This is a genomic window from Rhodoferax sp. ZS1R25 (assembly GCF_056521335.1).
This window is the reverse complement of the sequence record NZ_JBWMAZ010000001.1, coordinates 288,654-310,595: the sequence shown is the minus strand read 5'-3', so window position 1 is coordinate 310,595 and position 21,942 is coordinate 288,654. Positions and strand designations below refer to the sequence as shown.

21 protein-coding genes are annotated in these 21,942 nt (G+C 64.4%); 10 read left to right on the top strand and 11 right to left on the bottom strand.

Annotation, left to right across the window (positions count from 1 at the left end; all coding sequences use genetic code 11):
* Window positions 1-23 precede the first annotated feature (23 nt).
* The 3 genes from AC097R_RS01455 to AC097R_RS01445 all read right to left on the bottom strand — a co-directional run bounded on the left by AC097R_RS01455 (window position 24) and on the right by AC097R_RS01445 (window position 3,547).
* Entirely contained in the window at window positions 24-1,007 is a 984-nt protein-coding gene (locus tag AC097R_RS01455; RefSeq protein WP_479595823.1) for an ABC transporter permease, read from the bottom strand.
* 33 nt (window positions 1,008-1,040) lie between these two features.
* On the bottom strand, window positions 1,041-2,591 hold the full coding sequence (locus AC097R_RS01450; protein WP_479595822.1) for a sugar ABC transporter ATP-binding protein: 1,551 nt from the start codon (window positions 2,589-2,591) through the stop codon (window positions 1,041-1,043).
* Window positions 2,592-2,836: 245 nt separating this feature from the next.
* Entirely contained in the window at window positions 2,837-3,547 is a 711-nt protein-coding gene (locus AC097R_RS01445; RefSeq protein WP_479595821.1) for a FadR/GntR family transcriptional regulator, read from the bottom strand.
* Between the two features lie 150 nt (window positions 3,548-3,697).
* On the opposite strand from AC097R_RS01445, the gene AC097R_RS01440 reads away from it, so the two are divergent.
* Together AC097R_RS01440 and AC097R_RS01435 are read left to right on the top strand one after the other, a co-directional pair.
* Window positions 3,698-5,227, top strand: coding sequence for a UxaA family hydrolase (locus AC097R_RS01440; RefSeq protein ID WP_479595820.1), 1,530 nt, complete (start codon window positions 3,698-3,700; stop codon window positions 5,225-5,227).
* Window positions 5,203-6,180, top strand: coding sequence for a sugar kinase (locus AC097R_RS01435; RefSeq protein ID WP_479595819.1), 978 nt, complete (start codon window positions 5,203-5,205; stop codon window positions 6,178-6,180). The genes AC097R_RS01440 and AC097R_RS01435 overlap by 25 nt, the downstream gene beginning before the upstream one ends.
* Before the next feature lie 69 nt (window positions 6,181-6,249).
* On the opposite strand, the gene AC097R_RS01430 is transcribed toward AC097R_RS01435, so the two are convergent.
* Window positions 6,250-6,672, bottom strand: a complete 423-nt coding sequence (locus AC097R_RS01430; protein WP_479595818.1) for a hotdog fold thioesterase — start codon at window positions 6,670-6,672, stop codon at window positions 6,250-6,252.
* A gap of 192 nt (window positions 6,673-6,864) precedes the next feature.
* Between AC097R_RS01430 and AC097R_RS01425 the strand changes: the two genes are divergently transcribed.
* On the top strand, window positions 6,865-7,449 hold the full coding sequence (locus AC097R_RS01425) for an outer membrane protein (RefSeq protein ID WP_479595817.1): 585 nt from the start codon (window positions 6,865-6,867) through the stop codon (window positions 7,447-7,449).
* A 72-nt stretch (window positions 7,450-7,521) separates the two neighbouring features.
* The gene (locus tag AC097R_RS01420; RefSeq protein WP_479595816.1) at window positions 7,522-7,770 is read left to right on the top strand and encodes a DUF3297 family protein; all 249 of its coding nucleotides are present in this window, start codon (window positions 7,522-7,524) and stop codon (window positions 7,768-7,770) included.
* Here the strand turns inward: AC097R_RS01420 and AC097R_RS01415 are convergent.
* From AC097R_RS01415 to AC097R_RS01385, 7 genes are all read right to left on the bottom strand, one after another.
* Entirely contained in the window at window positions 7,767-9,332 is a 1,566-nt protein-coding gene (locus AC097R_RS01415) for a methyl-accepting chemotaxis protein (protein WP_479595815.1), read from the bottom strand. The two genes, AC097R_RS01420 and AC097R_RS01415, sit on opposite strands and share 4 nt — an antisense overlap.
* Before the next feature lie 18 nt (window positions 9,333-9,350).
* Window positions 9,351-10,454: an ABC transporter substrate-binding protein gene (locus AC097R_RS01410; protein WP_479595814.1), complete on the bottom strand. Its 1,104-nt coding sequence runs from the start codon at window positions 10,452-10,454 to the stop codon at window positions 9,351-9,353.
* Window positions 10,451-11,449, bottom strand: a complete 999-nt coding sequence (locus AC097R_RS01405; RefSeq protein WP_479595813.1) for an SRPBCC family protein — start codon at window positions 11,447-11,449, stop codon at window positions 10,451-10,453. Before AC097R_RS01405 ends, AC097R_RS01410 begins: the two co-directional genes overlap by 4 nt.
* Window positions 11,450-11,467: 18 nt before the next feature.
* Complete coding sequence (locus AC097R_RS01400; protein WP_479595812.1) at window positions 11,468-12,751, bottom strand: TRAP transporter large permease; 1,284 nt, start codon at window positions 12,749-12,751, stop codon at window positions 11,468-11,470.
* A complete protein-coding gene (locus AC097R_RS01395; RefSeq protein ID WP_479595811.1) occupies window positions 12,748-13,383 on the bottom strand; it encodes a TRAP transporter small permease in 636 nt (211 codons plus the stop codon). Before AC097R_RS01395 ends, AC097R_RS01400 begins: the two co-directional genes overlap by 4 nt.
* A gap of 8 nt (window positions 13,384-13,391) precedes the next feature.
* Window positions 13,392-14,387, bottom strand: coding sequence for a TRAP transporter substrate-binding protein (locus AC097R_RS01390; RefSeq protein WP_479595810.1), 996 nt, complete (start codon window positions 14,385-14,387; stop codon window positions 13,392-13,394).
* Window positions 14,388-14,490: 103 nt separating this feature from the next.
* On the bottom strand, window positions 14,491-15,519 hold the full coding sequence (locus tag AC097R_RS01385) for a DctP family TRAP transporter solute-binding subunit (RefSeq protein WP_479595809.1): 1,029 nt from the start codon (window positions 15,517-15,519) through the stop codon (window positions 14,491-14,493).
* A 37-nt stretch (window positions 15,520-15,556) separates the two neighbouring features.
* Here AC097R_RS01385 and AC097R_RS01380 point away from each other — a divergent pair, with 37 nt between their 5' ends.
* From AC097R_RS01380 to AC097R_RS01355, 6 genes are all read left to right on the top strand, one after another.
* The gene (locus AC097R_RS01380; RefSeq protein WP_479595808.1) at window positions 15,557-17,524 is read left to right on the top strand and encodes a two-component system sensor histidine kinase NtrB; all 1,968 of its coding nucleotides are present in this window, start codon (window positions 15,557-15,559) and stop codon (window positions 17,522-17,524) included.
* Entirely contained in the window at window positions 17,521-18,156 is a 636-nt protein-coding gene (locus AC097R_RS01375) for a response regulator transcription factor (protein WP_479595807.1), read from the top strand. The genes AC097R_RS01380 and AC097R_RS01375 overlap by 4 nt, the downstream gene beginning before the upstream one ends.
* A 157-nt stretch (window positions 18,157-18,313) precedes the next feature.
* Window positions 18,314-19,141, top strand: a complete 828-nt coding sequence (locus AC097R_RS01370; protein WP_479595806.1) for an ABC transporter ATP-binding protein — start codon at window positions 18,314-18,316, stop codon at window positions 19,139-19,141.
* Window positions 19,128-20,021: an ABC transporter permease gene (locus AC097R_RS01365; protein WP_479595805.1), complete on the top strand. Its 894-nt coding sequence runs from the start codon at window positions 19,128-19,130 to the stop codon at window positions 20,019-20,021. Before AC097R_RS01370 ends, AC097R_RS01365 begins: the two co-directional genes overlap by 14 nt.
* Window positions 20,018-20,881 carry an ABC transporter permease gene (locus AC097R_RS01360; protein ID WP_479595804.1) on the top strand — a complete coding sequence of 288 codons (864 nt, stop codon included), beginning with the start codon at window positions 20,018-20,020 and terminating at the stop codon, window positions 20,879-20,881. The genes AC097R_RS01365 and AC097R_RS01360 overlap by 4 nt, the downstream gene beginning before the upstream one ends.
* A 54-nt stretch (window positions 20,882-20,935) precedes the next feature.
* A complete protein-coding gene (locus AC097R_RS01355) occupies window positions 20,936-21,940 on the top strand; it encodes an ABC transporter substrate-binding protein (protein ID WP_479595803.1) in 1,005 nt (334 codons plus the stop codon).
* The last annotated feature ends 2 nt before the right edge of the window (window positions 21,941-21,942 follow it).

The following is a 21,942-nucleotide window of genomic DNA, read 5'->3' as shown; positions in this document are numbered from 1 at the left end:
CCGGTATGCCCTGCCGGTAGGGATCACTTGCGATGGCGCATCTGGTCAATCCACACGGCGAGCAGGATGACGATGCCAATCAGAATTTGTTGGGTGAAGGCCGAGACGCCGCCCATGTTCAAACCGTTGCGCAGGATGCCGATGACAAACGCGCCAATCACGGTGCCCGACACGGTGCCCACACCGCCGGTGAGCGAGGTGCCACCAATCACCGCAGCGGCAATCGCGTCCAGCTCGTACATCAGGCCTTCGCTGGGCTGGGCGGTCACCAGGCGCGACATCAGCACGCAGCCGGTCAACCCGGCCAGCAGGCCCGACAGCACATAGGCAAACAGGGTCACGCCCTTGACGTTCACGCCCGAGAGGCGGGCGGCTTCCATGTTGGAGCCAATGGCATACAGATGGCGCCCCAGCGTGGCGCGGTTCAGCAAGATGGACACCGCCAAGGCCAGCACCACCATCAGCACCACGGGGTAGGGAATGCCGACAAAGGTTACGTCGGGAAACCCATCCTCTCCAATCTTGGCGATGCGAAACAAGGTGCCGTTGCCCAGCTCGGCAAAGCTGTCGCCCAGACCCCCAATGGCGCGCGCATCGGTGATCTGCAAGGCCACGCCGCGCGCCACCAGCATCATGCCCAGCGTGGCGATAAAGGGCGGCAGCTTGAGCACGGTCACGCACAGGCCGTTGATGAGCCCGCACAGGCCGCCGACCAACAGGCCGGCCAGCATGCCCAGGGGCACAGGTGCGCCGGCCTTCACCAGCATGGCGGCCACCACACCAGCCAGCGCGAGGATGGCTCCCACCGAGAGGTCAATGCCGCCGGTGATGATCACGCAGGTGGCCGCAATGCCCAGGTAGGCAATCGAGGTGACCTGCAGTGCCACGGTCATGCCGTTGCCCACGCTGAAGAAGGCGTTGCTGGTGAAGGAGAAAATCACAATCAGGCCCAGCAAACTGGCCAGCGCGGCAAATTTCTGGAACAGGTCTTTTTGTTGTTCGGTCATAGGTCTACTCGGGGGGAAGTCAGAAGAGAGGCGTCAGGAAGAAGAGGGCACGCTGCGGCCTGAGGCGTAGTGCATGACGTCCTCCTGGCTGGTCTCGCGGGTGTTGCGCACGGTGACCAGTCGGCCCTCGTGAAAGACCGCCACGCGGTCCGTCATGCCCATGATTTCGGGCAACTCGGAGCTGATCATCACGACGCCTATGCCCTGGTTGGCCAGGCGGTCCAGCAGCTGGTAAATGGCGTACTTGGCACCCACGTCGATGCCACGCGTGGGCTCGTCAAAAAACAGCACACGCGATTCGCGAAACAGCCATTTGCTGATCACCAGCTTTTGCTGGTTGCCACCCGACAGCAGGCGCACCACCTGGTCACTGCTGGGCGTGCGGATGTCCAACGCTTCGATGTAGTGGCGCGCGGCCTCTTGCTCTTTGGCAAACTGGATCAGCCCCGCAGCGTTGGAAACTGCCTCCATGCGGGCCAGCGTGATGTTCTGCGCCACTGTCATCTTCAGGGCCAGGCCGTCGTGCTTGCGGTCCTCCGACAGGTAGGCCAGGCCGTGGCGCACCGCGTCGCGCGGCGAGCGGATCGCGAGCAATTCGTCCCCAAGAAACACCTGGCCCGCGTCAATAGCGTCGGCACCAAAGATGGCACGTGCCACCTCGGTGCGGCCCGCGCCCATGAGCCCCGCAAAGCCCAGAATCTCGCCGCGCCGCAGCTCGAAGCTCACGTCATGGAACACGCCCTGGCGCGTCAGTCCCTGCACACGCAGCAGCACGTCCGTAGTCGGCACCGATGTGCGTTTGGGGAACACATCGTCCAGCGAGCGTCCCACCATCTTGGCCACGATCTGTTCCACGCTGGTGTCCGCAAAGCGGTCGGTGCTCACATAGCGGCCATCGCGCAGCACGGTCACGCGGTCCACGATCTGGGCCAGCTCATCGAGCCGGTGCGAGATGTAGACAATGCCCACGCCCGCCCGCTTGAGCTCGTGGATGATGGCAAACAGTTTTTCGGTTTCCGACTCGGTTAGCGACGAGGTCGGCTCGTCCATGATCAGCACCTGCGCGTTCAGCGACAGCGCCTTGGCAATCTCCACCATCTGCTGCTGTGCCACAGACAGGGTTTTGACCAACGCGCCGGGCGCAATGTCCACACCCAGCCGGTCCAGGCACTGCTGGGCATTGCGGCGTAGCGCACCGCGGTCGATCAACCAGCCCTTGCGAGGCTCGCGTGCCAGGAAGATGTTTTCGGCCACCGACAGGTGGGGCACCAGGTTCAGCTCCTGGTGGATGATGGCAATGCCCACGGCCTCAGACTCGGCGGTGGACTGGAACTGGCAGACCTCACCACGGTAGTGCAGGGCGCCTGCGTCGGGCTGGTACTGGCCGCTGATGACCTTCATCAGGGTGGACTTGCCCGCGCCGTTTTCGCCGCACACGGCGTGCACCTCGCCACGCCGCACCTCAAAGCTCACCGCGTCCAGTGCCAATACCCCGGGGAAGCGTTTGGTAATGCCCTCCAGGCGCAGCAGCACACCAGCCGCAGCAGCGGGGCTGGGTGCGTCGGGATGGACGGTGGCGGACACGGATGGCAGCAATGCAAACTCCTGTGAGGGCGGTCTAGGGACGGGCGGGGCAGGGTATTTGCATTACCGCAAATTGGTAAGGCCACCTGACGCAACGGAGCGTATTTGGCCTTACCACGATGGGTGTGAGTACTGGTGTTTACCCGAGGTTTTGGGCGAAATGTGGGGTGAATCGGCGTAAAAAAGGCCTGTGCAAGGGCACAGGCCTGACCAGTTCGGCGGAGGTGCCGGTGCGCGGGTCTAGATCAAGACCATTCGCGCCGGTTGTTTTCCACCCAGCGCTGCTCCGAGGCCTGCAGGTGCATGCGCAGCGCGGTTTGGGCGGCCAACACATCGCGGTTTTCCAGGGCGCGAAGGATGGCTTCATGCTCCTGCAGCGCGGTCGCCCAGGTCTGGCCCGATTCCGAATGCGCGCTGAGCCGCGCGGCGATGGGGCTGTGGCGTTCGTCAAACAGCTCGCCCACCAAGCGTTCCAGCACGGCGTTGCCGGTCATGGCGGCAATGGTCTGGTGAAACTGCCGGTCAAACACCAGGGGTGAGCGGTTTTGTGCCATGGCGGCCAGCATGTTGTCCAGAATCTGGCGCAGGGCCGCCAGCGCTTCGGGAGTGGCTTTGGCGCAGGCTTGCAAGATGACGGTGCCTTCAATGGCAGCGCGGGCCTGCATCAGTTCAATCGGGCTTTCGCCCATGGTGGCCAGGGCCTGGGGCTTGCGCTGGGCCACGTTGCACACGTACACGCCGGCGCCCATGCGCACCTCCACACTGCCCTCAATCTCCAGCGCAATCAGGGCTTCGCGCACCGAGGGGCGCGAGACGCCCAGTTGCTGGGCCAGATCCCGCTCGGGCGGCAGGCGCGCACCGGGGGTGTAGTTGCCCTTGTCAATGAAGGTGCGTATCTGGTCGGCAATTTGTTGGTACAGCCGACGGTTGTCGACCTGTTTGAGTTGGTCCAGCATGGGGCCTCCGTGTGGCATGCAGTTTACGCGACGGTCAGGCCTTCCAGGCATCCATGGCCTCAACGGGTAAGGCCAATGCTGCTTTTGCTACACTGGCCTTACCAATTTGTGCAATTTGACGCCGTTGTTGTGTCTCTGGAGAACCCATCCATGCCTCCCACCATTCCCCTGCTGATCCAGCTCAGCGATATCGACAACGTGGGCGTGGCCCGTAGCCCACTGGCGGCCGGCCAGCGCGTGGAGGTGGGGGAAGGAGCTGTGCTGGTGGGTGATGTCATCGCGGCCGGCCACAAGCTGGCGTTGCAGCCGATTGCCAAGGGCGCCCGGGTGCTGAAGTACGGCCAAACCATTGGCGTAGCCACGCGTGACATCACCGTGGGCGAGCACGTGCATGTGCACAACGTGGCCATGGTCGCCTCGCAGGCCGAGCATGGCGCGGGCAGTGCCTATACGCCGGTGGTGCCAAGCAGCGAGCCAGCTACGTTTCTGGGCATCGTGCGGGCCGACGGGCGCGTGGCCACGCGCAACTACCTGGGCGTGGTGTCCAGCGTGAACTGCTCGGCCACCGTGTGCCAGCGTATCGCCCAGCATTTCACGCCCGAAGTGTTGCGCGCGTTCCCGAATGTGGACGGCGTGGTCGCCATCACCCACGGTCAGGGTTGCGGCATGGCCAGCACGGGCGAGAGCATGGACGTGCTGCGCCGCACGCTGCGCGGCTACGCGGACCAACCCAACTTTGCCGGCGTGCTGGTCATGGGGCTGGGCTGCGAGGTGAACCAGGTGGCGAGCCTGGTACAGGGCCTGCCCGAACGCGCGCTGGGCCTGTTTGCCACGCTGAAAATTCAGGAGGCGGGCGGCACGCGTGAGGCGATTGCGGCGGGCATTGCTGCGCTGGAGCAAATGCTGCCCATCGCCAACCGCGCCACGCGCGTACCGGTCAGCGCCCGGCACCTGACTGTGGGCCTGCAGTGCGGCGGGTCAGACGGGTATTCGGGCATCAGCGCGAACCCCGTGCTGGGTGCGGCCGTGGACCTGTTGGTGCGCCAGGGTGGCACCGCCATCCTCTCGGAAACGCCCGAAATCTATGGCGCTGAACACTTGCTGACTGCGCGCGCAGCCTCACAGGCCGTGGCCGACCAGCTTATGGCCCGGCTACAGTGGTGGGAGGGCTACACCCAAACCCATGGCGCAGACATGAACAACAACCCCTCCCCCGGCAACAAGGCCGGCGGCATCACCACCATCCTGGAAAAATCGCTGGGCGCTGTGGCCAAGGCCGGCAGCACCGGGCTGATGGCCGTCTACGAATACGCCCAGCCCGTGCGTGCGCAGGGCTTGGTCTTCATGGACACGCCGGGCTACGACCCGGTGTCGGCCACCGGCCAGGTGGCGGGCGGTGCCAACCTCATCTGCTTCACCACCGGGCGGGGCTCCACCTACGGCTGCAAGCCCACGCCATCGCTCAAGCTGGCCACGCACACTGCGCTGTTCGAGCGCATGCGGTTGGATATGGACTTTGACGCCGGCACCGTGGTGGAAGGCACGCAGACCATTACGCAGGCCGGGCAACAGCTGTTCGAACTCATGCTGGCCACGGCCTCCGGCCAGCCCACCTGCAGCGAAAACAATGGCCTGGGCGACAACGAGTTTGTGCCTTGGCAGCTCGGGGCGGTGATGTGAGCAAGCTCGATGTCCTGACCGTGGGCGAGGCCATGGCCTTGCTGGTGGCGCAAACGCCGGGGCCGTTGGCGGCCGTGGAGCACTTCAGCCGCACCAGTGCGGGCGCCGAGCTGAACGTGGCCACTGGGTTGGCCCGACTGGGCTGGCGCGTGGGCTACATCAGCCGCGTGGGGCAAGACCCGTTTGGCGACTACTTGCTGGCCACGCTGGACCGCGAGGGCATAGACCGTCGCTACGTGAAGGCGGACACCCAGCACCCCACGGGCATCATGCTCAAGTCCTGCGAACCCGAAGGGCACGACCCGCAGATTGCCTACTTCCGCAAGGGCTCGGCCGCCAGCCACCTGGGGCTGGATGATGTGCCTGTTGAGGGGCTGCAGGGCGTGCGCTGGTTGCACCTGACGGGCATTAGCGTGGCGTTGTCCGACAGCGTGCGCGCGCTGGTGCAGACCCTGGTGCAGCAGGCGCGGGCCGCGGGCACGCAGGTGTCGTTTGATCCGAATCTGCGGCCCCGCCTGTGGGCCTCGCAAACCGCCATGGTGTCCGGGCTCAATGCCTGGGCCGCGCAGGCCGATCTGGTCATGCCCGGTTTGTCTGAAGGCCAACTGCTGACGGGGCAGACCACGCCGCACGACATTGCCAGCTGGTACCTGGACCGTGGAGCTAAACAGGTCGTCATCAAGCTGGGGCCTGAGGGCGCCTATGTGGCCGACGCTGCAGGGCGTGCCACGGTGCCGGGCTTTCAGGTGCCGCACGTGGTGGACACGGTGGGTGCCGGCGATGGCTTTGCCGTGGGCGTGCTCAGCGCGTTGCTGGATGGCCAAAGCCTGGCAGACGCCGCGTTGCGTGGCAATGCAATTGGCGCGCGCGTGGTGCAGTTTGTGGGAGACAGTGAAGGGCTGCCGAATCCCGAGCAGTTGGCCACAGCATTGCAGGCACCCAGGCGCTATTGATTCAATAGCTGCTCGCGCAATATCGACGGGGGCTAGAGGCCGATTTTCTTGCAAACCTGCCCCGAACGCCTAGCGCGGCGCCAGAATCGCCATGGTGATGCGCGAGACGCAGTTCAGCTCGCCAGCGTCGTTGCGCATGTCGATCTGCCAGACATGGGTGGTGCGGCCCATGTGCACCGGGCGCGCTACGCCGGTGACCCAGCCGCTCTTCACGCCCTTGAGGTGGTTGGCATTGATGTCCAGGCCCACGGCGCTGTGGCCTTCGGGTGCCGCAAAGTTGGCGCCGCAGGAGCCCAGCGTTTCTGCCAGCACCACCGACACACCGCCGTGCAGCAGGCCAAAGGGCTGGTGGGTGCGCGGGTCCACCGGTACGCGGGCCACCAGAAAGTCATCGCCCACCTCCAGAAACTCGATGCCCAGATGGGACACCGCGGTGTTTGCGCTCATGCGGGTCAGGATGTCGACGGAAGCGGGTTTTTGCCAGATACGCATGGAATGGGTCGCCAGAAGGTAAAGATGGCTTCACTATAAACACCGCCGCGCGGCGGCGCTGTCATCCCGGCGGCAGTGCGCTTTACGAACGGTTGCAAGTCTATTTCTGGCGTTTACGCACTTTTGCCGGCCCGCCACGCTGGCTTTACAGCCCCTCGCCACCATGAAGGCTCCTTAACTTGGAATCTTCAAATGAAAAAACTTATTCTGACCACGTTGGCACTTGGCTCTTTGGCCGCATCGTCCGCCTTCGCCGCTGGTCCCACCGATTTGTCGGGCTTCAGCATTGGCACCACGGCCGAGTTCTCGCGCGGTTCATCCAACGCCACCGATGGCACGGCTGACACCGGGCAGAGCACCGCCCTGGGTCTGCAAGCCCGCTACGACTGGTCTCTGGCTCCCAACTTTGCGGTGGGGCTGGGCGCGTCCTACAGCTCGGGCGTCCACCAGGCCGGCACCTACGCCAGCGGCGCGGCAGCGTCCATCAACAACCGCTACTCGCTGGACATTATTCCCACCGTGGCCTTGGCCAATAACTTCCAGCTCTACGGCAAGGTGTCCTCCATCTATGGTGCAGCGTCATCGAATGACGGCAGCAGCACTGCCAACGTACAGGGTGTGGGCTATGGCCTGGGTGTGCGCCAGATGTTGGACAAAAACATGTACTGGCAGGCTGGCTACGATCTGAATCAATTCAGGGACGTGAGCTTTTCCACGGGCACCACCAGCAGCCTGAAGGAAAACGTCTTTTCCATCGGGATTGGCTACAAGTTCTGACGCCGGCCGCGCTTGGCGCGGCCCCGGGGGTGGAAATTGGTATAGATTCGCGGTTTCCCGAAAAAGCTTGCTATGACCGACACCCCCCCCCGCCCCGACTTGCCCGACCACCTGTCCATCGACCCGCGCAGCCCCCACCACATGGCTGCCGTGTTCGAGCACGACATTGGCATCCGCTTCAACGACAAGGAACGCATGGACGTCGAGGAATACTGCATCAGCGAAGGCTGGGTCAAGGTGCCCGCGGGCAAGACCGTGGACCGCAAGGGCAAGCCCCTGCTGATCAAGATCAAGGGCAAGGTCGAGGCGTTTTACCGCTAGACGGTGATCGCCTGCAGGGTCCCGGCGTTCAGCTTGAACACCGAGACCGTGCCCACCAAGTCCTGCGCCTGAGACCGCAGGCTGCTGGCCGCCGCGGCCATCTGCTCAACCAGCGCAGCATTCTGCTGCGTCATCTGGTCCATCTGCACGACCGCATCGCAAATCTGCGCCACGCCCTGGCTTTGTGCCAGGTTGGCCGCACTGAGGTTTTGCATCACCTCGGCTACCTGCTGGATCGCGCCCACCACCTCGCCCATGGTGGTGCCCGCGTGCTCGGCAAAGGCTGCACCCTGCGTGATGTTGCTGCCGCTGGCCTGGATCAGCGCCTTGATCTCGCGCGCGGCCTCGGCGCTGCGGCTGGCTAGCAAACGCACCTCGCTGGCCACCACGGCAAACCCGCGGCCCTGTTCACCTGCACGCGCCGCTTCCACGGCCGCGTTCAGCGCCAGGATGTTGGTCTGAAACGCAATACTGTCGATCACCCCCGTGATGGCGGAGATGTGTTGTGCCGATGTGCTGATGCTCTGCATGGTGCCCACCACGTTGGACACCGCCTGACCGCCCTGATCGGCAATACGCGCGGCTTGCAGCGCCAGCTGGCTCGCGTCTTTGGCGCTGTCGGCGTTGTGCTCCACCGCCTCGCGCAGCGCGGCCATGGCGCTAGAAGTTTGCTGCAGCGCCATGGCCTGGTCCTCGGTGCGGTTGGAGAGGTCGCTATTGCCGTTGGCAATCTCGGCACTCGCGGTGGACACGCTCTCAGCGCTCTCGCGCACCTGTGTCACCACCTGCACCAGACCGGCCTGCATGCTGTGCAGCGCCAGAAACAGCTGCCCCAGCTCATTGCGCCGCGTGGTGTCCAGCGGTTGGCTCAGATCGCCCGCGGCAACGGCTTGGGATACGGCCACCGCCAGGTGCAGCGGGTGGGTGATGGCGCGCACGGTCCACCAGCCGATGCACAGGCCCACCACCAGGGCCACCGCAACGGTGACGGGCACCATCCATTTCACACTCTGTGTTTCCTGTTGGGTGTTGTCGGTAGATTCGGTCAGCAAATGCGCCTGGTCCAGCAGCAGATCGTCCAGCGCGGCAAAGTAGGCGTCCTGCGCCGGATTCAGTTTGTCGATCAGCAGCGCCTTGGCCTCAAAGACCTGGCCACCCAGCGCCATCTCCAGTACCTCGGCCTGCAGCGGGTCAAACACCTGCCGGGCCACCACCACGCGGGCCACGATGGCCTTGCCCGCATCGTGCGAAATTTGGCTATTGAGCTGCTGCACCAAGCCGTCGATGCGCTTGCGCAGTGTCTCGATCTTCTGCGCCTCTTTCTGCACCTTCTCGGTATCGCTGATCAGGATCATGTTGCGCAGTGCGATCGCAATGCCGCCCAACCCTTCCTTGATCTGGTTGGCCGTGGTGGTCTCGGGGATGCGCTCCTCGATGACCTGGCCGAACAGGCGCTGCATGGAGTTCACCTTGAGCTGCGCCACCCCGCCCAGAAAGGTGATGAGCAGGACCAGCATGCCAAAGCCCAGCATCAGCAGGGTGGAGATTTTGGTGTCGCGCATGGGTGTTGGCCGTGCAGGTTAGCGACGGAACTTGCCCGAGGCCGAAATGATGGACAGGTCGGCAAAGTCCAACCCGGTGTGGTCGGTGGGGCTGAAGCTCAGCATCAGCCCACCCAGGTCGAACTTGCTCAGGGATTCGAGTGAGGCCTGCAGCTTCTCGCGCGTGGGCTTGGGGCCGGCGCGGCGCAGAGCCTCCACCAGCACCTTGGCCGATGCAAAGCCCTCCAGCATGGCGGGGCTTACCTCCAGGATGTCATGGGCCTTGGCCAGCTGGGCAGCCTCTTGCACCAGCGCGTAGTTCAGCGATTGCGGCAGCACCTGGCTCACGATCACGCCGCGCGCGTTGTCCCCCAGCAGCTTGACGAAGCCGCTCGATGCGTTGTTCGACAGGGTCACAAACTGCGCTCCGCTGCCTGCGTCTTTCAGGGCTTTGATGGCATCCACCACGGCGGTGCCTGAGCCAATCACCATGATGGCTTGCGGCGCCAGCTTGGCCATGGTGGGCGCAATCTGCGTGAAGTCGGGTTTGCTGCGGTCGAACTTGGCCACGGCGGCGGCCGTGAGCTTGGCGGTGGCCAGGCCCTTCTGCGCACCCTCCAGCCCATCGGCACCAAAACTGTCGTCCACGTGCACCACCGCAATGCGCGTCACGCCTACGGCAGCCAGGTGAGCGATAGCCCGCTCGGCTTCGCGTTGGTAGGTGGCACGCACGTTGAACACATGCTTCTTCAACGGTGTGTGCAACACCATGGCACCGGTGGACGGCGCCAGCAGCGGCACGCCGTGTTCGTCCAGGATGGGGATGATGCCTTCGGTGTGCGGCGTGCCGCGCGTCATGAACAGTGCCAGCACCTGGCGCTGTTCAATCAGCTCGCGCGCGTTGGCCGCGGTCAGCTTGGGGTCGAACTTGTCATCCAGCGTGATCAGCTCGATCTTCTCGCCCCCCACACCGCCCTTGGCATTGATGGCGTCCAGGTAGAGCTGCGCGCCAAAGTTGGACTCCTTCACCGTGGCGGCCACCGCACCGGTTACTCCCACGGTTTGGCCGATGCGAATTTGCGCATGCGTGCTGCAGGCGGTGGCCAGCAGGCTTGCCATCACCAGGTGTTGAAAGCGGTTCATAGGGCAGTCCTTTGCAAGGGGATGTAGAGCCCCGTCAGGCCGGTGTCGGCGTGCTGGCGGTGGGTATAGCGCTCAAACGGCGTGAGGCGCTGGTCGGGCTGCAGCTTGTCCAGCGAGAGGCATTGCATGGCCCGGTACCAGGCTACTTCCAGTGCCGAGTGCGTGCCTTGCAGCTCCACGGCATAGGCCTGGTGCGCGGGCATCTCGCGCATCGGCATGTGGTCAAAGCCCGGCGCCTGCACGGGAATGCCGATGTGGCAGACCGTGCGCCGGAGCTTCACATTCGTCTGTACATACACGGCCACGGGCGGGCCGGCGGGCGCAATGCCGTGCTGCGTCAGCTGCGCCTCCAGGCGCGTGATGGTTTCCTCGCGGGCCTGGGGCAGCCCGTCAATGGGGCCGCGGTAGGTCTCGTACACGTAGCGGCAAGCCGGAACCTCTTGCACGCCCACGCAGGTGATGTCATAGCGCGCTGCGGTGGCGGGTTCCAGCTGGCTGGCCATGCGGTCCAGCCCGGCGCGGCATTCGAGTGCCATGGCGCCGCGCAGCGTGGGGGCGAAGGCGCGCATGGAGAACGCCACGCGCCCGCGCAGTGTCCAGGTCACTTCGGTCTGCGCACCCACCGAGGCAAAGGACCACAGGTTGCGTGCCTTGATGACAAACGGTGACTTCAGGCGCATCTGCTGTTCCACGCTGCAGTAGGGCACCAGGTGGAGTTGCTCCACCTGGCCGCTGCCGCCGCGCTCGCTGTCCCAGCTGAAGCCGCCTCCCACCGCATCGGGTTGCCCAGACAGCACCAGGGTTTCGCCCGGGCTGTGCGCCAGCCAGGGGCTCCAGTGGGCCCACTGGCGGCAGTCGGCCACCATGGCGTACACCCTGTCGATGGGGGCATCGATCAAGCGGGTCTGGGTCACGTTGAGGCGACCGCTGTAGCGGGCCATATAGACCAGCACCGCAACCACACAGAACGCAGCGACGAAGAGGAGGGTGGACATAAATTGCGGCGCCTCAGGCTAGAGCATGCCCATGGCTCGGGGAACCACCAGCGTCAGCCACGGCCAGTAAGTGACGATGACCAGGAACACCACCATGGTGCCCAGCCACGGCATCACGGCCTTGGTGAGTTCGGTGATGCCCAGCCGCGAGATGCCAGACGCCACATACAGGTTCAGCCCCACCGGTGGGTGGCACAGCCCCACTTCCATGTTCACATCGATCAGGATGCCGAAGTGCACCGGGTTGATGCCCAGCTGCATGGCGGCAGGGAAGAAGATGGGCGCCATGATCAGGATGATGGAAGACGGCTCCATGAAGTTGCCCGCGGCCAGCAGCACCAGGTTCACCACGAACAGGAAGCCGTGTTGTCCCAGGTCCATGCCCAGCATCCAGTCGGCCACACGCTGTGGCAGGTTTTCGTTGGTCAGCACAAACGAGAACAGCACGGCGTTGGTGATGATGTACAGCAGCATCGCAGACATATTGGCCGACTCGCGCAGCACTTTGGGCACGTCCTTGAAACCCATGTCGCGGTAAACAAACACGGACACAAAGAACGAGTACACCGCAGCCATGGCGGCCGCTTCCGTGGCGGTGAAGATGCCGGAGTAAATGCCACCCACAATGATCACCACCAGCATCAGGCCCCAGGCACTTTTGCGGAACGCCATGAGGCGCTCACCCCAGCCAGCACGGGGTAGACGGGGGTAGCCATTCTTCTTGGCGATGTACCAGGTCACTGCGCCCAGCATCAGTGTGAGCAACGTGCCGGGCAGCAGGCCCGCCACAAACAGCGCACCGATGGAGGTGTTGGTGGAGATGGCGTAGATCACCTTGGGGATGGAGGGCAGCATGAGGATGCCCAGCGAGCCCGCGGTGATGATCACCCCCGCACCAAAGCGCATGGGGTAGCCGTGTGCCACCATGGCGGGCAACACGATGGAGCCGATGGCCACCACGGTCGCCACGCTGGAGCCGCAGACCAGCGCAAACATGGCGCAGGCCAGGATCGCCGCAAGGGCCAGGCCACCATGAAAGTGGCCGACCAGGGAGGTGGCGAAGTTGATCATCCGCCGCGCTACACCGCCGTGGGTCAGAAAGTTGCCCGCCAGGATGAAGAAGGGAATCGCCATGATTTCCCACTTCTCCATGCCGGTGAACAACTTGAGCGCCACCGATTCCAGCGGCACCTGCGTCATCGTGAGGATGAAGGTCAGCACCGTCAGGCCCAGCGAGACGGAGATCGGCATGCCCGTGAGCATGAGGGCAATCAGGAGCCCGAAAATAATCGCTGCGTTCATGGTTTCACCACTCCTGGGGTGTGTGCACCGGCGTGCAGGGGGTCGGCGTCTTCCACGCCCTCCACGTGAGCGTGGTCGTGGTGCGGCAGTTCACCGGTCTGGTGGAAGTTCCACGCAACCTGCAAAAACCGGAATGACATGAGCGAGGAGCCCAGGGGGATGGCCGAATACACCATCCAGGTGGGCCACTCCAGGTCGGGCGTGGTCGGGCCAATGGGCAGTGCGTCGGTGGCCAAGCCCAGCCAGCTGAAGATGGCCTGGTGGGCGCCGTTGTCCCAGACAAACTGGGCTCCCAGGCCGGCGATGGTGCCGGTGAACACGGCACCGGCCAGCAGCGCGAACAGCACAAACTTTTGCCGCAGCTTGTCGTCCAGGCGGTTGATCACCACATCCACACCCACGTGGATGCCGGTGCGCACGCCATAGGCCGCGCCAAACTTGGCCATCCACACGAACATGATGATGCACAGCTCTTGGGCCCAGCCAAAGTGCAGGGACAGCATCCAGTCCTGCACATAGGGAATCGGCATGCCGGCCAGGTAGCGGTGGATCACCGCAAAGAAAATCAGCAGGGTGGCCCCCGCCATGAGGAAGGCGATGAGCCATTCCTCCAGGTGGTCAAGAAATTTCATGGCGTGGCTCAGAGCTTGGCGGGGTCAAACTCGGTTTCCTTGTACACCTCCTCCAAGGTGTCTTTGCCTACGCGCTCGGCCATCTTGGCGTGCACCGGCACCAGGGCCTTCTTGAACGCCATGCGCTCTTCCTTGGTGGGCACATAGACCGTGGTCTTGCCGCTCTTCTTCACGCCGTCCAGTGCCAGGTCGTTCTCTTCCTGCGCAATCTTGTTGGCATACACCGTGGCCTCTTTCATGGCCTGCTCCAGCGGGCCGCGCATATCGGCGGGCAGGGCGTCCCAGAACTTTTTGTTCACGATGACGGCATAGCCCAGGTAGCCATGGTTGGTGAGGGTGAGGTGCTTTTGCACCTCGTGCATCTTCTGGGTGTAGAAGTTGGAGATGGGGTTTTCGGTGCCGTCCACCACGCCGGTCTGCAGCGCCTGGTACACCTCGGCAAACGCCATCACTTGAGGAATGGCGCCCAGCGCGCGGGTTTGCTCTTCCAGCACCTTGGACGACTGGATGCGCAGCTTTTTGCCCTTCAGGTCGGCGGGGGTCTTGATGGGCGTGTTGGCCGAGAACGACTTGAAGCCGTTGTCCCAAAACGCCAGGCCCTTGATGCCGCGTGGCTCCAGCTTGGCCATCAGGCCGGTGCCCACAGGGCCTTGGGTGACCTTGTGCAGGTCGGCCGTGTCGTCAAAGATGAAGGGGAAGTCGAAGATCTCAAATTCCTTCACGCCCAGGGGGCCGAACTTGGCCAGCGAGGGGGCCAGCATTTGCACTGCGCCGATTTGCAGCGCTTCGAGTTCTTCCTTGTCCTTGTACAGCGTGCTGTTGGCGTAGACCTCGACCTTCACCTTGCCCTTGGTCAGCTCGGCGGCCTTCTTGGCGAAGAACTCGGCAGCCTTGCCTTTGGGGGTGTCGGCCGCCACCACGTGGCTGAATTTGATGACGGTTTGCGCGCTGACGGCACAGCCGGCGGCCAACAGGGCGCTGGCCAGAATGAGTTTGAGTTTCATGGTGTCTCCTTGTGGAATCAATGTCAAAAACGAACCCGGCGAAGGTTAGTCATGACACCGCAAGGAGGTAACTGTGGCGTTCAACAGCTAGGGTTTACCCGGTCTACGCTTTCGGTAGGGCCTCGCGCACCGCGTCCAGCCAGGGCTGTCCGATGCGTCTGGCCAGGTCAGCATGCACCGGCATGACCGCGGCTTTGAACCGCACGCGTTGCGCGGCGGTGGGGGTGTGAATGCGCACGGCCCCGGTCACATGCAGGGCGGCTAGGGCTTTGTCGTTGTGTGCGTCGGCAATGTCATTGCCAAACGCCAATGCCTCGCGCAGGGCCTGTTGCACCAGCGTGCGGTCGGCGGCGGGCAGGCCCAGCCAGAAGCGCTGGTGCGCCACCACGGCGTAGCCCAGGTAGCCGTGTTCGGTCAGGCTCAGGTCGCTTTGCACGGCCTGCATGCCCTGGGTGTAGAAGTTGGAGACCGGGTTTTCGGTGCCATCCACCACACCGGTTTCTAGGGCCCGCCGTGTCTCACTGAAGGGCAGGGTAATGGGCCATGCGCCCAGCGCCCGCATCTGTTGCGCAATCACGCGCGACGACTGCACCCGCATGTGCAGGCCCGCAAAGTGCGCGGGCTCCAGCAGCGGGCGGTTGGCGCTCATGTGCTTGAAGCCGTTGTCAAAGTAGCCCAGGCCCAGCAGCCGTTGGCGGCCCAGCCCTTCCAGCAGGCGTTGGCCCACTGGCCCCTGCGTGATGTGCCGCACATCGGCCACGCTGTTGAACAGAAACGGCAGGTCAAACAGCTCGAACTCCGGGAAGCCGATGGGACCGAATTTCGACAGCGAGGGCGCCACCATGTCGATCGCGCCCAGCTGCAGTGCCTGCATTTCATCCTGGTCGCCATACAGCCGGCCTTGCGGAAAAATCTGTACCCGAATGCGCTGTGCCGTGCGCTCTTCCACCAGGGTGCGAAAGCGCTCCAGCGCCATGCCCTTGGGCGTGTCTTGTGCCACCACATGTGAAAGGCGGATGGTGGTGCCCGCGGCAGCCCGGCCGCGCAGCGGTGTGGCCGCCGCAGCCAGACCGACGGCTGTCTGCAGCCACTGGCGGCGGCGCAGATCGGCGGGCGGTGGCAGGGCAGGCATGGCCGCTATTATGCGAGTGCTCCCCACGTCCCACCCCATGCCCGACCACTCACCCGACCCCACATTCGATTTCGCCCTGCTGCGAAACGACAGCCAGGGCGGCGTTGCGCGCAACCCTTGGCCGGGCCTGTGGCTGCTGGGGTTTCTGGCGCTGGTGGTGGCCTCGGTGGCGGCGCTGGTGCTGTACCTGCAGCACTTTGAAATCGAAGAAGATGCGCGCCGCCAGGCGGCCGACGCCCAGTGGCTGGAGCAGAGCGTGCAGTTCCACTTTCGCCGCCTCGAAGAAGACTTGCGCGTGGCGGCACGGCAGTCGGTCGACGTGCAAGGCGGCCTGCTCTGGCGCGAACCCGGTGTGCTGCTGGACCAGGGTTGGGTGGGCGCCGTGCAGACGCCCGTACCCTCGCGCTGGCGGGTCGATGAAAGCACCCATGCGCAAAACGCGCAGGCCCTCGCCACCATGCAGGCCACCACCCGCGGCCTGCGCCGCTCGGCCTACGCGGGCCCCATGCTGGAGGCCAATGGCGCGATCACGGACACCGTGTGGCTGGCCGTGCCCTACTTTGAGCGGGGCCAGTTTGTAGGCAACTACGTGGCCGAACTCTCCTTGAACCAAGCCGTGCGTGCGCTGGTGCCGGACTGGTTTGCCAAAGACCATACCGTGCGGCTGGTGCTGGACGAAGGCGTGCCCTCCGTGGCGCCGGCGGGGCTGCGCCCCTACCGCGCCGCCATGAACCTGGCAGGCTCGGATGTGTTTCTGGAAGTGACCCCCGTGCAGGAGCAACCCGCCACGGTGCCGCGCATGTTCCTGCTGGTGGCCATGGTGTTTCTGGGCGGCATGCTGGTGAGCTTGTGGGCGCTGCGCCGCGACATCGTGAAACGCCAACAGGTACAAGCGCACTTGCAGGCCGAGGTGGCCCTGCGCACGGCCATGGAAAACTCGGTGACCATCGGCCTGCGCGCCTGGGACCTGGGCGGCACGGTGCTCTATGTGAACGAGGCGTTTTGCCGCATGGTGGGCTACCAGGCGCACGAACTGCTGGGCCAGTCCGCCCCCATGCCCTATTGGCCGCAAGACCAGACCAGCGGCCTGCAGCAGGTGCACGACGGCATCCTGGCGCAGGGCACGCAGCACCAGGGCATTGAGGTGCAGTTCCAGCACCGCAGCGGCCATTTGATCGATGTGCTGATTCACGAGGCGCCGCTGAACACGGCCGAGGGCACGCACATGGGCTGGATGAGTTCGGTACTCGACATCAGCGAACGCAAGCGTGCACAGCGCCTGGCCGCGCAACAGCAGGAGCGCGTGGAAGCCACCGGCCGCCTGGTGGCGGTGGGTGAGGTGGCGTCCACACTGGCCCATGAGCTGAACCAGCCGCTGGGTGCGCTGAACAGTTTCGCCACGGGTCTGTTGAACCGCCTGCACGCGGGCAGCATCAGCCCACAGGACACGGTGCCGGTGATCACCCGCATGGCGGGCCTGGCCGAGAAGGCGGGCCGCATCATCCAGCGCGTCAACGCGATTGCACGGCGGCGCGAGATCTCGCTGCAACGCCTGGACCTGGTGGCCGTGTTGCAGCGCGTGGTGCCCGCGGGGGTGGATGCCACCGGCCCCGTATGGATAGAGGCTGACGAGTTGCTGCTGGAGCACTTGGTGAACAACTTGGTGGGCAATGCGCAGGAGTCTGCGGCCCAGGGCAGCGTGCCCGCACAAGTGCAGGTGCGTGTGGAGGCTGACGCTGCCCGCCGGGTGGCGGTGCTCAGCGTGGCGGACTCGGGCGCAGGCGTGCACGAGGAGGACCGCGAGCACGTGTTCGAAGCCTTCTACAGCACCAAGGACGGCGGCATGGGCATGGGGCTGGCGATCTGCCGCTCTATCGTCGAGGCCCACCATGGCCAGATTGCCGTGGACCGTGACCCGGTGCTGGGCGGCGCCCGCTTTACGGTGGAGTTGCCCCTGGCGGCACCCCCTGCATCACAATACGCACCCGAGACAGACACCCCATGACCAGCGCAGCCATCCACATCGTTGACGACGACCCCGACGTTCGGGACGGTTTGGCATGGCTGTTCGACTCGCGCGGCCACAAGGCCGCCACCTGGGACAGCGGCCCCCCGTTTCTGGAGGCCACCAAGGCCCTTCACGGCCAGTGGCCGCAGGCCGTGGTGCTGTTGGACATCCGCATGGCGCCCATGACCGGGCTGCAGGTGTTTGAGCAGCTCAAGGCCCAGGCGTGCCCCTGGCCGGTGTTGTTTCTCACCGGCAATGGCGATGTGGGCATGGCTGTGGCGGCCGTGAAAAACGGCGCCTGGGATTTTTTGGAAAAACCGTTCCAGGACAACGTGCTGGTGGACCGTGTGGAGCAGGCCCTGGCCGCGGCGGCGGCCGATGGCGATGCCAACCAGGAAGCGCACCGCCTGCGCTACGCACTGGCATCCCTCAGCCCGCGCGAGCGCGAAGTGCTGGACCAGCTCATCCTGGGCCACTACAACAAGAACATCGCCGACCACCTGGGCATCACCCAGCGCACGGTGGAGTTTCACCGCGCCAATATCTTTGAAAAGATGGGGGTGAGTTCGGCCATCGAACTGGCCCACAAGCTGGGCCGTCTGCAGCCCATCGTCAAACCGCAGGCCTAGCGCGGCGCGCATGGTCCCCGTACAAACCCCAGTGGTGTGACTGGCACGGAACTGGCTAGTATCGACCTATAACTTGACCAATTGGTTAGGTTGTGAGCGATGAATCGGTGGCCGTGACCTGTTTTGGTGCGGCCATGACCCAACCCACTGCGTGTCAATGAACCATTCCGAAGCACTGAACGGGCAGCTCGCCCCCCCACCCGCTGGCACGCCAGCGCGCAAAGCCGTGGAAGTTCGCAATGCCAGCGTGGTCTACCAGACGGCAGACAACCCGGTCCACGCCCTGAGTGACATCTGTTTCGATATCCACGAAGGCGAATTTGTCTCGCTCATCGGCCCCAGCGGCTGCGGCAAGACCACGCTGATGCGCGTGATTGCCGATCTGGAAAAGATCAGCGCGGGCGAGGTACTGGTCAACGGCGTGAGCCCGCACGATGCGCGGCTGGCGCGGGCCTATGGCTATGTGTTCCAGGCGCCGGCGCTGTTCCCCTGGCGCAACGTGCTGGCCAATGTGACCCTGCCGCTGCAGATCCAGGGCAAAGGCAAGGCAGAGGCCAAGCGCATTGCCATGGAGCACCTGGAGCGCGTGGGCCTCAAAGGCTTTGAAGGCAAGTACCCCTGGCAGCTCTCGGGCGGCATGCAGCAGCGTGTGTCGATTGCGCGTGCGCTGTCGTTTGAGCCCAAGATTCTGATGATGGACGAGCCCTTTGGCGCACTCGACGAGATCACGCGCGACCGGCTCAATGAACAGCTGCAGCAGCTCTGGCAGCGCGAGCGCCGCACCGTGGTCTTTGTGACGCACAGCATTGCCGAAGCGGTCTACCTCTCGACCAAGATCGTGGTCATGTCGCCGCGCCCTGGGCGCATCGTCAAGGTGATTGATTCGACCTTGCCGAGTGAGCGCCACCTGGGCCTGCGGGATACACCCGAATTTGTCGCGCTGGCCCATGAAGTACGCGAAGCCTTAGCCGATGGCCACCACTAAAACCCTGACCCAACGCGCCGTCCAGAACTGGTTGCCTGTGGCCGTGGTGTTGTTGGCCGTGGTGCTGGCCTGGTACGGCGCAGCCTGGGCGCTGAACGCACCGGGCGCCATCGAGCGCGTGTTGGACGAAGAAGCTGGCTACACGCAGATGGAACTGTTCGAGGCCACCATGACCATGGAGCGCCCGCTGATGCCCGCGCCCCACCAGGTGGCCATGGACTTTTACGAGAGCCTGACCGAGTGGCCCGTGGACTCGCCGCGCAACCTGATTTACCACGTCGTTGTCACCGGTCAATCCACCTTGCTGGGCTTCGTCATGGGTACGGCGCTGGGCCTGCTGCTGTCGGTGCTCATCGTGCACAGCCGCACGCTGGACAAGGCGCTGCTGCCCTGGATCGTTGCCTCGCAAACCGTGCCGGTGCTGGCGATTGCGCCCATCGTGCTGGTGGTGCTGGGCAGCTTGGGCTTTTCGGGCACGGCGCCCAAGGCCTTTATCGCCATGTACCTGTGCTTCTTTCCGGTCACCGTGGCCATGGTGCAGGGCCTGCGTTCGCCGCAGAAGATTGAGACGGAAATGATGCATACCTACGCCGCGTCGCGCTGGCAGTCGCTGTGGCTGCTGCGCTTGCCTGCGGCCTTGCCCTTCCTGTTCCCCGCTTTGCGTGTGGGTGTGGCGGCCGGCCTGGTCGGTGCCATGGTGGCCGAGCTGCCCACGGGTGCGCAGGCGGGGCTGGGTGCGCGCCTGCTCACGGGTTCGTACTACGGGCAAACCGTACAAATCTGGTCCGCGCTGGTCATGTCGGCCCTGCTGGGGTTGGCACTCACCGGCATCGTGGCCGGTGTGGAGCGCCTGGTGCTGCGCAGCCGGGGGGGCGTATGACCAATGGTGTGACTCCGCTGTGGTTCTGGCCCGGCATGCTGCTCTTGGCGCTGGTGGCTGGCTACAGCGTCTACCGCATGGCTGCCGTCAATGGCAGTCGCTGGGTGGGCATGGCCACGGCCGCACTGTTTGGCGTGTGGGTGGTGGTGTTTTGGGAAATTTTGGTGCGCGCGCTCGATGTGCCGCGCGTGCTGCTGCCCGCGCCCAGCCTGGTGATCGGCTCGATCGATGACCATGCGCCCAAGCTCTGGGGCGATTTTGTGCAGACCGTGGGCAAGGCCGTGCTGATCGGCTGGGCCTTGGGCTGTGGCCTGGGTTTCTGTGTGGCGGTGGCGATTGACCGCATGCCTTTTCTGCAACGCGGCCTCTTGCCCGTGGCCTCGCTCACCAGCGCCATTCCGTTGGTCGGTGTGGCGCCCATTGCGGTCATGTGGTTTGGCTTTGACTGGCCGTCCAAGGCGGCTGTCGTGGTGCTGATGACCTTCTTCCCCATGCTGGTGTCCACGCTGGCGGGCCTGCAGGCCGCGGGCAAGCTGGAGCGCGAGCTTATGTACAGCTACGCCGCCAGCTACCCGCGCACATTGCTGGCACTGCGCTTGCCGGCGGCGCTGCCCTTCATCTTTGGTGCGCTCAAGGTGAATGCCACGCTGGCCCTCATTGGCGCCATCGTGGCCGAGTTTTTTGGCTCACCCACCTCGGGCTTGGGTTTTCGCATCAGCACCGAGGCCGCGCGCATGAACATGCCGCTGGTCTGGGGCGCGATTGTGGTGGCGGCGGTAACCGGTTCGGTGGCCTATGCCTTGCTAGTACAGCTGGAGCGCCGCGCGGCGTTCTGGCATCCCTCAGTGCGCGAAGGGTGAGCCCGCGCTTGGTCTGTGTTGCGTTTTTCCATTAACCCGTAGAAGGAGCTTTCCATGATTCGTTCTTCCCAATGCGCCAAGAGCCTGCTGGTTCTGGCGCTGGCCGCTGCCGGCTTTGCCGCGCAAGCTGCCGACAAGGTGACTGTGCAGCTCAAGTGGGTGCCGCAAGCCCAGTTTGCCGGCTACTACGTGGCCGCGGCCAAGGGCTTCTACAAAGACGCCGGCCTGGACGTGACCATCAAACCCGGTGGCCCTGACATTGCCCCCACGCAAGTGATCGCCGGCAAGCAGGCCGACATCGTGGTGGACTGGATGCCCTCGGCCCTGGCCGCGCGTGAAGCCGGTGTGCCCCTGGTCAACGTGGCCCAGGTGTTCAACCAGTCCGGCCTGATGCTGACCTGCAAAAAGGCCAGCGGCGTGGCCAGCCCCAAAGACTTCAAGGGCAAGACCCTGGGCGTCTGGTACGGTGGCAATGAGTACCCCTTCTTGAACTGGATGGGCAAGCTCGGCCTGAAGACCGACTCCGACATCAAGATCCTGAAGCAAGGCTTCAACGTCGACCCGCTGTTGCAAAACCAGGCCGCCTGTATTTCCACCATGATCTACAACGAGTACTGGCAAGTGGTGGACGCCGGCGTGAAGGAAAAAGACCTGGTCACCTTCTTCTATGAAAAAGAAGGCGTGGCCACGCTGGAAGACGGCCTGTATGTGCTGGAAGACAACCTGAAGGACCCCGCCTTTGTCGCCAAGATGGGCAAGTTCCTGAAGGCCACGCTCAAGGGCTGGGACGCTGCCGTCAAAGACCCCGAAGGTGCCGCCAAGGCCGTGGTGGCTGCGGACACATCGGGTAGCGCCAGCCTGAAGGTGCAAAAGCGCCAGATGGAAAACGTGGCCAAGCTCATCACCAATGCCGGTACCAAGAAGATTGGTTACCTGGAACCTGCGGCCTACGAGCGCACCGTGAAGGTGTTGCTGGCTGGTGGCAGCGACCCCGTGATCAAGAAAGACCCGGGCAAGGCTGCGTATTCGCACGCCATCTATGACGCCGCGCAAAAGTGATT

Bases quoted from the DNA above. Each gene is read 5' to 3' on its own strand.
- AC097R_RS01370 (WP_479595806.1), top strand. From the start codon at position 18,314: ATGAACCATTCCGAAGCACTGAACGGGCAGCTCGCCCCCCCACCCGCT.
- AC097R_RS01380 (WP_479595808.1), top strand. From the start codon at position 15,557: ATGCCCGACCACTCACCCGACCCCACATTCGATTTCGCCCTGCTGCGA.
- AC097R_RS01390 (WP_479595810.1), bottom strand. From the start codon at position 14,387: ATGAAACTCAAACTCATTCTGGCCAGCGCCCTGTTGGCCGCCGGCTGT.
- AC097R_RS01445 (WP_479595821.1), bottom strand. From the start codon at position 3,547: ATGCTGGACCAACTCAAACAGGTCGACAACCGTCGGCTGTACCAACAA.
- AC097R_RS01360 (WP_479595804.1), top strand. From the start codon at position 20,018: ATGACCAATGGTGTGACTCCGCTGTGGTTCTGGCCCGGCATGCTGCTC.
- AC097R_RS01385 (WP_479595809.1), bottom strand. From the start codon at position 15,519: ATGCCTGCCCTGCCACCGCCCGCCGATCTGCGCCGCCGCCAGTGGCTG.
- AC097R_RS01405 (WP_479595813.1), bottom strand. From the start codon at position 11,449: ATGTCCACCCTCCTCTTCGTCGCTGCGTTCTGTGTGGTTGCGGTGCTG.
- AC097R_RS01400 (WP_479595812.1), bottom strand. From the start codon at position 12,751: ATGAACGCAGCGATTATTTTCGGGCTCCTGATTGCCCTCATGCTCACG.
- AC097R_RS01430 (WP_479595818.1), bottom strand. From the start codon at position 6,672: ATGCGTATCTGGCAAAAACCCGCTTCCGTCGACATCCTGACCCGCATG.
- AC097R_RS01425 (WP_479595817.1), top strand. From the start codon at position 6,865: ATGAAAAAACTTATTCTGACCACGTTGGCACTTGGCTCTTTGGCCGCA.
- AC097R_RS01420 (WP_479595816.1), top strand. From the start codon at position 7,522: ATGACCGACACCCCCCCCCGCCCCGACTTGCCCGACCACCTGTCCATC.
- AC097R_RS01440 (WP_479595820.1), top strand. From the start codon at position 3,698: ATGCCTCCCACCATTCCCCTGCTGATCCAGCTCAGCGATATCGACAAC.
- AC097R_RS01355 (WP_479595803.1), top strand. From the start codon at position 20,936: ATGATTCGTTCTTCCCAATGCGCCAAGAGCCTGCTGGTTCTGGCGCTG.
- AC097R_RS01415 (WP_479595815.1), bottom strand. From the start codon at position 9,332: ATGCGCGACACCAAAATCTCCACCCTGCTGATGCTGGGCTTTGGCATG.
- AC097R_RS01395 (WP_479595811.1), bottom strand. From the start codon at position 13,383: ATGAAATTTCTTGACCACCTGGAGGAATGGCTCATCGCCTTCCTCATG.
- AC097R_RS01375 (WP_479595807.1), top strand. From the start codon at position 17,521: ATGACCAGCGCAGCCATCCACATCGTTGACGACGACCCCGACGTTCGG.
- AC097R_RS01410 (WP_479595814.1), bottom strand. From the start codon at position 10,454: ATGAACCGCTTTCAACACCTGGTGATGGCAAGCCTGCTGGCCACCGCC.
- AC097R_RS01455 (WP_479595823.1), bottom strand. From the start codon at position 1,007: ATGACCGAACAACAAAAAGACCTGTTCCAGAAATTTGCCGCGCTGGCC.
- AC097R_RS01365 (WP_479595805.1), top strand. From the start codon at position 19,128: ATGGCCACCACTAAAACCCTGACCCAACGCGCCGTCCAGAACTGGTTG.